The following is a 13,896-nucleotide window of genomic DNA, read 5'->3' as shown; positions in this document are numbered from 1 at the left end:
GAACACGTCGATTCCATCGGCGTCTCCGAGGAGCCCCAGATCGGCGACACCCTCCAGGTCAACGCCTACATCGCCCTGCACGAACTCACGCCCGAGGACGTGTCGGTTGAGGTGGCGTATGGCCGGGCCCAGGACGGAGACGAACTGGAAGATGTGGCCCTGGTCGAGCTGACCGAAACGGAGGACCTTGGCAACGGGCGCCACCTGTTCACCGGGTCCATCCTGATCAACCGCTCCGGATCCTTCGGTTACACCGTCCGGGTCTTCCCGAAACACCCCTCCCTGGCCTCCAAGGCCGAACTGGGGCTGATCGCGAACGCCTAGGAATGCGCCCCCGCTGCTGTTCGAGCAGCGGGGGCGCGTTCCACCCCGAGCTTCATCGCAACGCGCGGTGAGTAGTTCCACGGCCAACATCAAACACAAGGGAGTGACGATGGCTTCGAAGAAAGTCTTGGCGATTGTGCTGGCCGGCGGTGAGGGTAAGCGACTCATGCCGCTTACCGGAGATCGCGCCAAACCAGCCGTCCCGTTCGCAGGGAGTTACCGGCTGATCGACTTCGCCCTGTCCAATCTGACCAACTCGGGCTATTGGCAGATTGTGGTGCTGACCCAATACAAGTCCCACAGCCTGGACCGGCACATTTCAGAAACGTGGCGGATGTCCGCACAATTGGGCAACTATGTAGCGTCGGTTCCGGCTCAACAGCGCGTCAGTAAAAGCTGGTTCCTAGGCAGCGCAAATGCGATCTACCAGTCGCTCAACCTCATCGAAGACGCCCGTCCTGACATCGTCGTGGTCGTGGGTGCTGACCACGTCTACCGGATGGATTTCGAGCACATGGTGCGCAGCCATATCAGCTCCGGCGCAAAGGCCACTGTGGCGGGCGTGCGTCAACCTCTGGCCATGGCCGACCAGTTCGGCGTGATCGAGGTGGACGAGGCCGCTGGTTCCGATACCGCGAGCGGCGGCGCGGCCAAGAGGATCGCAGCATTTGTGGAAAAGCCGGCTTCGACGCGTGGGCTTCCTGAAGACCCTTCCCAGTTCCTGGCATCGATGGGGAACTACGTTTTCGACGCCGATGCCTTGGTGGGGGCGCTTGAGCACGACGCCACCCGGCAAGACACGAGACACGACATGGGCGGTGACATCATCCCCTATTTCGTTTCCCGTGGCGAAGCGTTCGCCTATGATTTTTCAAGCAATGATGTCCCAGGGGCCACGGATCGTGACCGCAACTACTGGCGCGACGTCGGTACTATCGACTCATACTTTGAAGCACACCTCGATTTGATTTCGCCGGATCCGGTGTTCAATCTCTACAACTCCGATTGGCCGATCTACACACGGCAAAGTGCTTCGCCTCCGGCCAAGATGGTTCGCGGGGAAGGCGGAACCGTCGGCACGGCCCAGGACTCAATTGTTTCCAACGGCGTCATCGTATCGGGCGGTCTCGTGGAAAATTCGGTGCTCTCCAACGATGCGTTCATTTCCAGTGGTGCCCGCGTTATCGACTCGGTGCTGTTGGACAACGTCACCATCGGCGAAGGGGCGGTGGTCAAGCGGGCCATCCTGGACAAGAACGTCAGGGTTCCAGCCGGCGCAACCATCGGCCTGGACCCGGACCTGGACCGACGGCGCGGCTATAACGTCACGGATTCGGGCATCACGGTCCTGAGCAAAGGTCAACACGTACCTCTCCCGGATGAACACGACCGGGAACTCGCCCGTGCGGCACTCCTGGCTACCTGAAGTCGCGGGAGTTGGACTTCACTGTCAGGACCAGGGGTTCCAGCTTGTCCGCCACGAGATTGGTGACTCCTTCCGGCGATCGTTCGAGGAAACCCCGGACGACCAGCGCGGATGATTCCCGGGCGACGCGGCGATGCCTCTTCCAGAGGCCAACGCTGCAGATGACATTGAGGATGCCGCTCTCGTCCTCCAGATTCACGAAGGTGATCCCTTGCGCGGTCTGGGGGCGTTGGCGGTGGGTCACGACGCCGGCCACTTCAACACGCGTGCCGGACTCGACCTGGGAGAGCCGGTCCACCCGCAGCACCCCCCTCGAATCCAGGGCCTCGCGGGCATGGCGCATCGGATGGTCATCGGTGCTGATTCCTGTCGCCCACATGTCGTAGGCAACATTTTCCAGGGGGGAGAGCTCGGGCAGCAGCGGTGGCTGGACGGCGACGTGGGTCCCGGGCAATTGTCCTTCCCGCTCGAGCGCGGCATCTCCGGCTTGCCACAATGCTTCGCGGCGGTTCATTCCCAGCGAATCGAGTGCTCCCGCTGAAGCGAGTGCCTCCAGCTGATCCGCGCTGAGATTCGCGCGGCGGGACAGATCCGCCATGTCCCGGTAGGCGCCATGCTCCGCACGCTCGGTGACGATCCGCTTCGCCACTTCGACGCCGATGGACGTGACGCCGTCGAGCCCCAACCGCACGGCGCGTGAGCCATCCCGCCGGTGCAGGTGGTCCTCGCGTGGTCGATCCTGATGGAAGAGGCCGATCTCCGGCTGGTGGAAGTCCAAGCAGGAATCCATGCCGCCCACTTGGCCTGTTTCGGCACTTGCAGCCTCGTCGAGCACTTCGAGGGTCGCCTCGGCAAGGGAATGCAGTACATCCGGGCGCAACACCTGGACCCCGTGCCTGCGGGCATCCGCCACGAGGGTTTGCGGGGAGTAGAAGCCCATGGGTTGTGCCCGCAGCAGGGATGCGAGAAATGCGCCAGGGTAGTGCAGCTTCAGCCACGAGCTTGCGTAGACCAACACCGCGAAGCTCAAGGAGTGGGATTCCGCGAAACCGAAGTTCGCAAAGGCCTGGATCTTGGCGTAGATGGCGTCGGCGTCGTCCTTGCTGATCCCGTTGGCCGCCATCCCCGCATAGAGCTTGGCCTCGAGCGACTCGATCTTCTCCCGGCCCCGTTTGGAGCCCATCGCGCGGCGGAGCAGGTCCGCATCCTCGGCGGTGCAGCCGCCCACGGCAACTGCCATCTGCATCAGTTGCTCCTGGAACAAGGGCACACCCAAAGTCCGCTTAAGCACGGGCTCCAGCAATGGATGAAGGTACGTGATTTTTTCCGTGCCTGCACGGCGCCGAATGTAGGGGTGCACGGCGCCACCTTGGACCGGACCTGGGCGGATCAGCGCGATTTCGACCACCAGATCGTAGAATTTCCTCGGTTTCAGCCGCGGCAGCGTGCTGATCTGGGCCCGTGATTCCACTTGGAACACCCCGATCGAGTCGGCCCGGCAGAGCATGTCGTAGACGGCCGGTTCTTCCCGCGGGATGGTCTCGATGGTCCAACGCTCCCCGAAATGCTTGTCGATCAAATCAAAGGAGTACTGCAGGGCGGCGAGCATGCCCAGGCCAAGAAGGTCGAACTTGACCAGGCCCATCCACTCGCAATCGTCCTTGTCCCATTGCAGGACCGTGCGGTTTTCCATCCGGGCGCGTTCGATGGGTACCACCTCGCCGACAGGCCGTTCGGTGAGGACCATGCCGCCGGAGTGGATGCCCAGGTGCCGGGGGAAGCCCAGTATCTGGTCAGCAAGGTCCAGGACCGGGGCCGGGATGTTGTTGGTCTTGCCATCGCTGAGATCGCCCCAGTGATCGAGCCGCTTGGACCAGGCGTCCTGTTGGCCCTGGCTGTAGCCGAGTGCTTTGGCAATGTCCCTGACGGCGTTCTTCGGCCTGTAACTGATGACATTCGCTACTTGGGCCGCGTTGAACCGTCCGTACTTGCGGTAGACGTATTGGATGACTTCTTCCCGCCGGTCCGAGTCGAAATCGACGTCGATGTCCGGTTCTTCTTCGCGGAGGCTGGAGAGGAAACGCTCAAACGGAAGGTTGTAGAAGATGCTGTCGACGGCGGTGATCCCCAGCGCGTAGCAAACGGCAGAGTTCGCCGCGGACCCCCGGCCTTGGCAGAGGATGCCGCGGGAACGGGCAAACTGCACGATGTCGTGCACAATCAGGAAATAGCCGGGGAAGTTTTTCGCCTCGATCACTGCGAGTTCCTGCTCGATCCGGCGATGGACCCGTTCGTCGGCGTCCGGGTACTTGTCCCTCACCCCTTCTTCAACAAGTTGCCGCAGCCACGTGATGAGACTGTGCCCCGCAGGAACATCGAGCTTGGGAAGCTTCGGGCGGGCGGCCCGTAACTGGAATGCAAGCTCGTCTGCGATCTCGACAGTCCGTTCGACCGCGCCGGGGTAGCGGGCGAACCGCGCTACCATCTCGGAACCGCTCCGCAAATGGGCGCCGCTGCTTGCGGGCAGCCACCCGTCCAGCTCCTCCAGGCTGCGGCGTGCCCGGACCGCCGCCATGGCCGTTGCCAGCGGATATCCCTCCGGGGACGCATAATGTACGGCGTTGCTGGCGATGAAAGGTATGCCTGCGCGCTCGGCAATCCGGACGAGGGCATCGTTGTGGCTGCTGTCGAGGGGATTCCCGTGATCGAAGAGCTCCACCACCACGTTTTCCCGCCCGAATCTCTCGATCAAGGCCTCCACTTCCAACGCAGCGGCTTGCTCGCCGTCGCTCATGAGGGCCCTCCGGACTGAGCCTTTGCGGCATCCGGTCAGCACCAGGCAGTGGTTCCTCAGCGAATGCGCCAGCTCGTCGAGGTCGTAGATGGGATGGCCCTTCTCGGCATCGGCCGCCAGATGGGCGGACGTCATGGCCCCTGCCAAACGGTGGTACCCCTCTTCCTGGCGGGCGAGGACGAGCAAATGGTCACCTTCGGGGTCGGCTTCGCCTTGCTGGGGTTTGCTGAGCCCGAGTGACAGCTCAGCGCCGAACACGGTCTTCAGCTCGTAGGCTTCGGCGGCCTCCGCCATTCGCACGATCCCGTAGAAGCCGTCATGATCGGTCAGTGCGAGGGCATGGAGGCCCAGCCGGACCGCCTCCTCAACCATCTTCTCGGGTGAGGAGGCGCCGTCCAGGAAGCTGTAGTGCGAATGCGCGTGCAGTTCGGCATAAGGCACGACGGCGGCACCCGCCCTCGACGCGACCCTTGCGGGATCGAGGGGGACCGGGCGGTAAGGCCCGCGTTTCCTTGACCAGGCGGGGCTGTCGCCGCCGTCCCCTTTGGACTTGCCGATCTCCGGCACGCGCCGGTCCGACAGCGTGCGTTCGAACTCCGACCACGGGATCGACGGGTTGTTCCAAGCCATCTTTGTCTTCCTGACTAAAGTTCAGTGTCTGGTGTTCAGTCGTAGCGGGCCTCTGCCCACCAGTTCTGCTCGTCCAGGAGAAGGAGCCAAGCCTCTCCGTTTCCGTCCACAAGCTGGAACCGGTCCGCTTCAAGGCGATGATCGGCGTCCCACCACCTCTGCCGCAACGGCCAGGGGCCGGCCCACTGCGCTACCAGTCGCCGTCGTGCAGGGTCTCCGCCAGGACAGAACCACATGGGCGGTGCAATCAATCCGCCGCGATGGTCTGTACGGACTTTTTCCTTGTTCGCATCAAGCAGCAGGACGGGGATGAGGGAAGCGAACACCGTGGCGGGCTGCGGGTCTGGAATCCTGCCCGGCCACGGCCTGGAGGCCAGGGCGGCCGTTCCCGCGGGCAAGGCATCTCCCCAAGGAACCAGGCGGCGCCGCTCGGCCAGCAAGCGACCTCCGGAAACCGCGGGCACTACCACGGCTTCATGCCCCAGCATGCTTTGGATCCGGCTGAGTCCATGATGAATCTGTTCCTCGGCTCCGTCTCCAAAGAGCGCCCGACCATGATGGGCAATGGAATCCACACGGACGGGGACGAACTCGACCCTCGTGACCGGTGACGACAGTCCGCCGCGTGCCATGCCGCCGTCGTGCGTTCCGCTGGCTTGGGCAGTTTTATCGTTGGATACAGGGGGCTGCGACTGAAGCTGCCAACGCACCCTGTCCACGACGTCGCTGGCTGTGAAATGGCGGGGGTGGCCCCACGTCCGCTCGGAGCGGCTCCCTCGTTCGTCAGTGATCAGAACCCTCAGCTCCGTGCAGACCAGGCCTTCCGTCTGCACCCCGGCCACGAAGGCGTCTGCCGTGGCGCGGAGTTGGAAGGCGAGTTGGTCAACCCGGTCCAGGCCGGGTTCGAATTCGACACGTTGATCCAGTTTCCGCGGGGGAGTCCGGGGGATCACCTTGCGGGGATCCTGTCCGCTTGCCAGGGCATGCGCAGTGATTCCGGCAGCCCCGAAACGGGCCCTGACATCTGCGGCGTGAAGATTCGCGAAATTCCCCAAAGTGAGGATGCCAAGGCGTTTGAGCAAGGAAGCCAGCTTCGGCTGCCCCAGTACTTCCACCGGAAATGGAGCCAGGAAATCCCGGGAAGAACCCGTCGGGAGGACCAGGACGGCAGATAGTTCGCTGGTGCTCCGGGCTGCTTGCTCGGCGGCGAACACGGAATCGGCGATCCCCACCCGGGCCTCCACGGCGAGGCGGTCGGCCGATTCAAGCACAGCACCTGCGGCCGCTTCTTCTCCGCCGTAATACCGGGCGGCACCCTTGGCCCGGATAGCGCAGAGGCCGGGTCGAAGCACTTCCACTCCAGGGGTCCGTTCCTCGAGAGACGAGACCACAGGTTCGAATTCCCTCGCATCCCGCACCGGATCAACGGCACACACCACCAGCTCAGGGCAGCGGGTCTGCGCTTCCCGCAGCCGCAAGCCCCGGACCACTCCCTCTGCCCGGGCTTCCGCAGAGCAAGCAGCAATGACCCCTTGGCCGATGACTGCCACAGGTACATCAGGCGGCAGGGCATCTGCCAGGCGGGCGGCGACGAGGGGCCAATCCGGGAACCAAGTCACCAACGCCCGTACCGGGGTTTCAAGCTGAAACAGCATCATGCTCCCATCCGATGGCGGGACAGCTCCACCGGGCCGCTGTCCGCAAGATCCACGGAGGCCCTGCGGGAACTGCCCCGCAGCGCAACCTCGAGCTCGAGTTCCTGCTTGGCGAGATGTCCGTGGCCCTGTCCGAGCCCCGCCCACTCGTATCCATTCACGTGCAAGACGGCTTCACTCTGCGGCCATGGTCCCAAGACAAGGAGGACGGCACTCCGCTCGCGGAGCCTGGCTCCCAAGCGGGCGGCCTCGGCGGGTGCGACTCTTTCCGGAGCCCGAGCAAGGACCACCGAGAGCACGTCCGCCAGGGCGGCGATCACCGGCATCCAACTGGCCCCGGGGTCAGGCACCAGCACCAGCCGGTCGAGCGCAATGCCGAAACCTGCTGCCGCCTCGATCCCGAAGTCAGGCAGCCCAGCTACTCCGCACCATGAGCCATTGCGTGACGGCCCGGCCAACAAGGCCATGGCCAGCGACATGGATCCCTGTACGGAGTACGCCGCTCCCGGTCGCAGTCCGCCCGGGAGAAGCCTGCTGAGCGAGGGGAGTACGGGAAGCGAACGTTCGCTTCCGCGCTTGCCCTGCATGAGATGGATCTGCGCCTGCAAGTCATCGCGCAGCGAAGCCGGCGAAGCGGAAGACAGGCGGGATGACATGCTTCAATTTTCGAACATATATTCGAATGAGTCAATCGGGGGCCGGATCCCCCTGCGAGCGCGACCACGTGACGCTCGACAGTGAAACGGCCAGAATCGAGGCGAGGATCAATGCCGACGCCGGGGCGGCAACGGCCCACGGTGCCCGCTCCACGTAGTTGATTCCTTCGGCAAGGACGAGGCCCCACTCGGGCGACGGCTGATGGGGGCCGAGGCCCAGGAACCCCAGGGCAGCCAAGGCGAGCGCGATTCCCGGTATCCGGAGCATCGAATGCCTGAACACCGGGCCAAGGATGGTCGGGAGGATGTAGCGCCAGAGGATGCGGACCCTTCCCACGCCCAGGACCGGAAGGATCTTCACGTGGGGCTGGGCCCTGGCCTCCTGCGCCAGGGCGGCAGTGTGGGCGGCGAGGGGTGCCCAACTGACCAGGGTGACGGCTATCGCCGCACCTTCAGCCGATGGGCCGGTCATCACGGCAACGATCAGCCCGGCCAGGATAGGCGGAGCGGCGTTGGCTACTTCAAGGGGACCGGTGGCCGCGAGCGGGAAGAGCCCGACGACGATCCCGATCACAAGGCAAGCCAGGACCACGAGCAATGCAGTTCCCAACGTGGACACGGCGCCATGCCCCACCCGGGCAAGGAGGTCCCGTCCGCTTGCATCGGCCCCGAAGGGCAGCTCCAAACCCGGGCCGGCAAGCCGTGCATGGCTTGAGGTGAACGGATCGCGAAGCAAGCCCGCGACGACGATGAGCAGCAACGCTCCCGCAGCGACGAGCGGAACCGCGGCATCCCGCCGTCGTGGTGTTCCCGGGGAGTCCGGAACCGGAACTGTCCCCGAGCGCAGCGCTGCTCCCATGAGAAGGTTCCGGGCCGCGGCGCTGAGGGAACCTGCCCCGATCGCCAGCATGAGGAGGGCCAGTACTCCTGCCTGCAGCGCAGGTATGTCCTGGGCGCTCGCCGCCCCCAGGACCGCACGGCCCAAACCGGGAATCGCGAAGACCTTCTCCACGGCAACTGCCCCACCGGTGAGGCCAATGAGGACAAGCCCGATCTGGCTCATCACCGATGGCAGGGCCCGACGGAGCACAGCCGCGGTGAGCCTGGCGCGGCTTGCTCCGGCCATGGCCCACGTGGCCACCCATTTTTCGGCGAACGCCACGCTGATGGCGTCGGACAGGAGCCGCCCGATGAGCCCGCCGGCGGGCAGGCCGAGGGCGAGAGCCGGCAACACCGCGTGGTCCAGGACCTGCCAGCCGTACGGCGGGAACAAGCCCAGCCACACCGCGCCGACGACAAGGAGCATCGCCGCCAGCAGGAACTCGGGGAGCGCCGTCATGGCCGCCGCCACGACGCCGGAGCCCCGCCTGGGGTTCCCGGCGAGCCCCCGCATCACGGAAGGAACGCACAGTGCGGTGGCCACCACCGTTGCAACGGCCACCGCGCAGGCCATCAGGGTGACGGAGACGCCGAGGGTTTCCACAGTGCCGGCGCCAACAGGCGTGTTGGTGATCCAGGAATTTCCCATGTCCCCGCGCACAAGGCCTCCGGCCCAGTCGAAGAAGATGTGTACTGGTCCTCGATCGAGTCCAAGCTCCGCGCGGATCATGCCCAGCGTTTCGTCAGTCGCTTCCCGGTCGGCATACCGGGCCCGCAGGATGGTGTATTCCGGGCTGTGTCCCGAAAGCCACGGCAGGAGCCCGATCAGCACGACTATGGCAAAGAGCGCCACAGCTCGGGAAACCGCAGCTTTGATGAACGCGGGGCACCGCATCAGCCGGAGATTCCTGTCTTGCTGGTGATCAGGGCGCGCTCGCGGGGATCGCGTTCCACGTTGCGGATCCTGGCCGATTCGCCTTGGATGACGCGTTCGTGGAGCAGGGGCACCGCCGCGTCCTTCGAGAGGATCAGTGCCTCGGCGGCGGCAATTGCCGCCCGGCGCTCCGGGCCTGCCGGGATGGCTGCGGCCTTGCTCAATGCCGCGTCCACCTCCGGATCGCAGAACTGGGAGATGTTGAAGGAGCCTTTGCAGGAGAAGTCGCTGAACATATAGGCGACGGGGTCGCCGGAGTCGAGGACCGTGGCCCGGGACAGGATGAAGGCATCGAACTTTCCCGCCAAGGCGTCTGCCTCGATGTGCTGGTACTCGCGGACTTCCTGCTCCACGATGAAGCCGGCGGCTTCGAGCTGCTGCTCAAGCTGCACGGCGACCTCGGGCAGCTCGGCCCGGTCCGTGAACGTGCCAAGTTTGATGCGGCGGCCGTTGGCGGGTGCCGCTTCCGCCCGCTTTTTCAGGGCTTCGATATAGGAGGCGTTTTGCCGCTCCTTGGCGGCCCAGGGGAGAGCCGGGCCGAGGAAACCTTCGGCGATGTCCGCCCGTCCTTCGTAGACCCGGTCAACAATGGTGGCCCGTTCGACCGACGTACGTGCCGCTGCCCGGACCGACGGATCCGCGAAAGGACCCGCCTTGGTGTTCAGGTAGAGGGTGTTGGTGCGGGGCATGGGGACTTCGTGGATCAAGTCGGCCTTGATCTGGGCGACCTGGCCTACGGGAATGGCCTCCACGACGTCGGCCGTTCCGGTCCTGAGGGCGGCAGCGCGTGCCGTGCCGTCGGGAACGTATTGGACGTCGACGCCGCCGCTCGCCGCCTTCTCGCCCCAGTAGTCGGCGAAGCGGTTGAGTGTTGCCGAGCTGGTGCCGTCCGCGGACGCCAGGACGTAGGGCCCCGTTCCGGCGTTGATGGGGCTCACGACGCCACCGGGCTTGTAGGCGGACGCGGCGAGGATGGATAGCTGGGGACTGGAAAGCCGCTGCGGAACCAGCGGGTCGTCCGTCTGGGTGGTCACGACGACGGCGTTCCCGCCGTCGGTGCGGACGCTGAGCTGCACGCCGTCGAGGATCCGCGGCTTGGGCTTGGCATTGGCTGCTGCCGTTAACGACGCCGCCACTTGCTCCGCCGTCAGGAGCGTTCCGTCATGGAATTTCACGCCTGCACGGAGTTCGAAGCGCCAGTTCCTGCCGTCCAGTTGCGTCCAGGCTGTTGAAAGCGATGGCTGGGCATCGCCGAGGGCATCCAGGACAACCAAAGTCTCGGCGGTCTTCCAGCGTGAGAGTTTGAAGGCGTCGTCGCTCAAGGGAGTAAGTCCTGAACGCGGTGGCTGCAGCATGGCTACCTTGATCCGGGAGTCGGTGCTGCTGGCTGATGGCGCGGTGCCTTGGGCGAAGCAAGCGCTGAGGGCGGCGGCCATTGCGGAGGAGAGGAGTATCGCGGCAACTGCTTTTGGGCGTGGAATAGCCATGGATTGGTGCCTGTCTTTCGTGGGTGTGAGTGGATCAAACGGTGTGGAGTTGTTGCGGACGCGGTGCCGGGACGGATGCCGGAAGGAAGCGATGTATGAGTGCCGCGGAGCTCGCCGCGAGAATTGCCGACACCAGCCACGGAGAGACCGCGGCCAGGGATGGTGTGGTGGCCTGTTCATAGAGCGGAGCAAGGAGCATATTGCCGAGGAGAACCATGGTTCCGCCGCAACTCGCGAGCAAGCCGTAATAGGCGCCGGTGGAGCGTCCTGCGGCAAATTCGAGGACCAGATCCATGGCAACTGGTGCCACGCACATGTGCCCGACGGCGAGCGCAGTGACCAGCAGGAACGCCGGTAGCGCAGGGAATGCGGCGGGCGGGGGGAAGGCGGCCATGGCTGCGATAGCGACGAACCCCAGGGCCTGAACGGCGAATCCCGCGGCGAGCGCGACGCCCGGTCCCTTCCGTTTCATGAGCCTGGCGATGGGCCATTGCAGGGTGATGATAAAAATGGATGCGTAGGCGAAAATCGCCGAGAGCGCACCCAAACCCGCGTCGCTCCGTTCCAGCTCGATGGGCAACCCGAAGTAGAGCTGGTTGTAGGCAAAGAGGTTGACGCTATAGAAAGCCGCGAATGAGACGAAGCCCTTCTCCCTGAGGCAGGACCAAGCGTCCGACGGCGGCGCGGCGGCCGAGTTCCCGGCGGACGTTACGACGGCGCTCGCCGTCGTCGCTGGTAGGAAAGTGCCGAAGACCACTGCCATCACGGCGAAGACCCCCGCCCCGACGAGCAGGGCCGCGTCGAAGCCGGTCTGAAGCAGGACGGAGCCGAGCAGGGGACCGGCCACGGCGCCGATTTCCCCGAAAATGACCAGCAGCGCGAAAAGAGTGGTTTTGTGGGGCTGAAGGGTGGCACGTCGTTCTTCGGCCCCACCCACAAGGCTTTCCAAAGCGGGTGAAAAGAGGGCGCCACCCGCCCCTGTGATGATGGCTCCCAGGAGGAAAAGGGGGAAGTCCGAAGCCCACAGCAACAAAAGGTACCCGGAGATCCGGGCGAGGCATCCGGCAATCATGACGGGCCGGGCTCCCCAACGATCCGCGGCGGCTCCGCCCACGAGGAACAATCCTTGCTGGGCGAAAGTACGTGCGCCGAGGACAACTCCCACGGCCATTGCGCCCATGCCAAAGTCCTCGCGCATCAAAACCGCCAGGAAGGGGACAACCGAGTAGAAGCCAAGGTTGAAGATGAGCTGGCTGGCCAGCAGTAGCCGGGGCGTGGGCTCCGCGCGTGAGTTCATGGCTTGTCCTGTCCTACGTCCCTGCCCAGTCCGGGGATGGAGGTGACAAGCTCCCTGGCCTCCCGGGTCTGTGGGTTCGCGTACACGGCAGCGGTGGGTCCTTGTTCCACGATGCTTCCCCCGGAGAGGACCAGGGTTTGGGAGCACAACCGGGCGATGGCGGCCAGGTCATGCGAGACAAACAGGAGCCCAAGCCCGTCCCGATGGACCAGCTGTTCCAAGAGGGCCAAGACCGAGTTCCTGAGGGGAAGGTCGAGTCCGCTCACCGGCTCGTCAGCCAGGAGGATGGTTGGCGCGGGGACCAGGGCACGTGCAATGGCCACGCGTTGTTTTTGCCCGCCGGAGAGTTCCGAGGGCCGACGCGCAAGCAAGCCGCGATCGAGATCGACCCGTTGCAAGGCATCCAGGATCATCCTGCGGTGATCTCCATTGATGCGCAGTTGCCTCAGGGGTTCAAGGAGCAGCCGCTCCACGTTCATGCCCGGATCAAGGCTCGCCGCCGGATTCTGCGGGATGTATTGCACCGCGCGGCGGTACCACCTCAAGGACGACGCCGGGCCGGGCACAACCGGGGTGTCGTTGAACGTGACGGTTCCGGCGTCCGGCTTCTCCAAAGCAAGCAGGATCCGCAGGAGCGTCGATTTTCCGGCGCCCGAGCCACCCACCAGGCCAACGCTGTCTCCCGTGGCAATCCTGAGGGAAACGTCCTGCAATGCCGGCCGGGCCGGCCGTTGCTTCAGGAGCCTGCGGCCCGGGTAGCTGAGTCCGAGATTGCCAGCGCTCAGGACTGCCTTCATGCTGTGGCTCTCCGGCGGAGGGAATCGAATCCGAGATGGGCGGCTTCCACCAGTTGCTTCGTGTACTGGTGCCGGGGCCGCTCCACCACCGATTCCATGGATCCCTCTTCGACGATCCGGCCGGAACTCAAGACGAGGGCCTGGTGGCAAAACGCCGCAGCCACAGCAAGGTCATGCGTAATGAACAACATCGCGCCGGCGGCCGCGGAACGCGCGGATTCCGGATACACGGATTCCGAGCAAGCTGATTCCGAATACAGGGACAAGGCCTCAAGGACCTTGGCCTGGCTGACCATGTCCAATGCGGTAGTGGGTTCATCAGCTACCAGGACGGAGCTGCGGCAGGCAAGGGCGAGCGCGATGCAGACCCGCTGCAGCTGACCTCCCGACAGTTCGCCGCTGAAGCTTTCCATGGTCCGTTCGGCTTCCTCTATTCCCATCGACGCGAGCAGCTCAAGTGCCCTTTTCCGCGCCGCGGAGCCTGAAAGGCCGGCATGCCGCAGCGGGATCTCCAGCTGTTTGCCCAGGCGCACCAAGGGATTGAGCGCTGACATCGGGTCCTGATGGATAGCGGTGAGTCCCGAGCGGCGGGTTCGCCGGTCGGACAAGGTCACGTCTACTCCGTTGATCTGCAACTGCCCGGAGGCGCTCATCGAAGCCGGGAGCTGTCCCAGGAGGGCAGCCGCCGTCAGGGACTTGCCCGAACCCGAAGCTCCCAAAAGGGCCAGTCTTTGACCCCGGTCGACAGTGAAGCTGACTCCGTCAATCAGGGCGCGTCCATGGAGGGACACCCTCAAGTCTTGAACCAGGAGGGCAGGGTGCATGGTGAACTTTCGGCTAGGGGCGATATGATTACTGATGCTATCAATAATCATTATCATTAAACCAAATGTTTCCGGGGAGCCGCCTGATGATCGTGCCTGGAAACCATGGAGACTGCCTTGGGGAACAAGCAGCCAGCGACGGCGATCTCCGGACCACGCGCGACCCTTCCTCTTCTGCTCCGTTACCTCGACG

The 13,896-nt window shown here is 64.6% G+C and carries 8 protein-coding genes and 2 pseudogenes; 2 read left to right on the top strand and 8 right to left on the bottom strand.

Features of this window, described 5'->3' with window-relative positions:
* Positions 1-324: pseudogene (locus AC3WJM_RS18315) on the top strand (DUF3417 domain-containing protein); the annotation flags it as partial.
* 103 nt (positions 325-427) lie between these two features.
* Positions 428-1,747, top strand: a pseudogene (glgC, locus tag AC3WJM_RS18310) (glucose-1-phosphate adenylyltransferase); the annotation flags it as partial.
* Here the strand turns inward: glgC and AC3WJM_RS18305 are convergent.
* Genes AC3WJM_RS18305 through AC3WJM_RS18270 form a run of 8 tightly spaced genes read right to left on the bottom strand, consistent with a single transcriptional unit; the run spans position 1,743 to position 13,670 of the window.
* Positions 1,743-5,174 (bottom strand): error-prone DNA polymerase, encoded by a 3,432-nt coding sequence (locus tag AC3WJM_RS18305; protein ID WP_492272590.1) that lies wholly within the window; start codon positions 5,172-5,174, stop codon positions 1,743-1,745. The pseudogene glgC and the gene AC3WJM_RS18305 sit on opposite strands and share 5 nt — an antisense overlap.
* Before the next feature lie 35 nt (positions 5,175-5,209).
* On the bottom strand, positions 5,210-6,832 hold the full coding sequence (locus tag AC3WJM_RS18300; protein WP_332602069.1) for a DNA polymerase Y family protein: 1,623 nt from the start codon (positions 6,830-6,832) through the stop codon (positions 5,210-5,212).
* Entirely contained in the window at positions 6,829-7,485 is a 657-nt protein-coding gene (gene imuA' / locus AC3WJM_RS18295; protein ID WP_332602070.1) for a DnaE2-dependent mutagenesis accessory factor ImuA', read from the bottom strand. The genes AC3WJM_RS18300 and imuA' overlap by 4 nt, the downstream gene beginning before the upstream one ends.
* 31 nt (positions 7,486-7,516) lie before the next feature.
* Positions 7,517-9,259 carry an ABC transporter permease subunit gene (locus tag AC3WJM_RS18290; RefSeq protein ID WP_307052947.1) on the bottom strand — a complete coding sequence of 581 codons (1,743 nt, stop codon included), beginning with the start codon at positions 9,257-9,259 and terminating at the stop codon, positions 7,517-7,519.
* On the bottom strand, positions 9,259-10,785 hold the full coding sequence (locus AC3WJM_RS18285; RefSeq protein WP_306959446.1) for an ABC transporter substrate-binding protein: 1,527 nt from the start codon (positions 10,783-10,785) through the stop codon (positions 9,259-9,261). The genes AC3WJM_RS18290 and AC3WJM_RS18285 overlap by 1 nt, the downstream gene beginning before the upstream one ends.
* Positions 10,786-10,819: 34 nt before the next feature.
* Positions 10,820-12,082 carry an MFS transporter gene (locus AC3WJM_RS18280; RefSeq protein ID WP_492272589.1) on the bottom strand — a complete coding sequence of 421 codons (1,263 nt, stop codon included), beginning with the start codon at positions 12,080-12,082 and terminating at the stop codon, positions 10,820-10,822.
* Positions 12,079-12,879, bottom strand: coding sequence for an ABC transporter ATP-binding protein (locus tag AC3WJM_RS18275; RefSeq protein ID WP_306959450.1), 801 nt, complete (start codon positions 12,877-12,879; stop codon positions 12,079-12,081). The genes AC3WJM_RS18280 and AC3WJM_RS18275 overlap by 4 nt, the downstream gene beginning before the upstream one ends.
* Positions 12,876-13,670 (bottom strand): ATP-binding cassette domain-containing protein, encoded by a 795-nt coding sequence (locus tag AC3WJM_RS18270; protein ID WP_492272588.1) that lies wholly within the window; start codon positions 13,668-13,670, stop codon positions 12,876-12,878. Before AC3WJM_RS18270 ends, AC3WJM_RS18275 begins: the two co-directional genes overlap by 4 nt.
* Positions 13,671-13,896: the final 226 nt, after the last annotated feature.

It is taken from the genome of Arthrobacter sp. FW306-1B-G06A (genome assembly GCF_058781765.1).
The sequence above is the reverse complement of the archived record's forward strand: the minus strand, read 5'-3'. Positions and strand labels throughout refer to the sequence as shown.

What these genes read in the sequence shown, in the direction of transcription:
- AC3WJM_RS18305 (WP_492272590.1), bottom strand. Translation starts at nt 5,174, where the DNA reads ATGGCTTGGAACAACCCGTCGATCCCGTGGTCGGAGTTCGAACGCACG.
- AC3WJM_RS18275 (WP_306959450.1), bottom strand. Translation starts at nt 12,879, where the DNA reads ATGAAGGCAGTCCTGAGCGCTGGCAATCTCGGACTCAGCTACCCGGGC.
- AC3WJM_RS18300 (WP_332602069.1), bottom strand. Translation starts at nt 6,832, where the DNA reads ATGATGCTGTTTCAGCTTGAAACCCCGGTACGGGCGTTGGTGACTTGG.
- AC3WJM_RS18290 (WP_307052947.1), bottom strand. Translation starts at nt 9,259, where the DNA reads ATGCGGTGCCCCGCGTTCATCAAAGCTGCGGTTTCCCGAGCTGTGGCG.
- AC3WJM_RS18285 (WP_306959446.1), bottom strand. Translation starts at nt 10,785, where the DNA reads ATGGCTATTCCACGCCCAAAAGCAGTTGCCGCGATACTCCTCTCCTCC.
- imuA' (WP_332602070.1), bottom strand. Translation starts at nt 7,485, where the DNA reads ATGTCATCCCGCCTGTCTTCCGCTTCGCCGGCTTCGCTGCGCGATGAC.
- AC3WJM_RS18280 (WP_492272589.1), bottom strand. Translation starts at nt 12,082, where the DNA reads ATGAACTCACGCGCGGAGCCCACGCCCCGGCTACTGCTGGCCAGCCAG.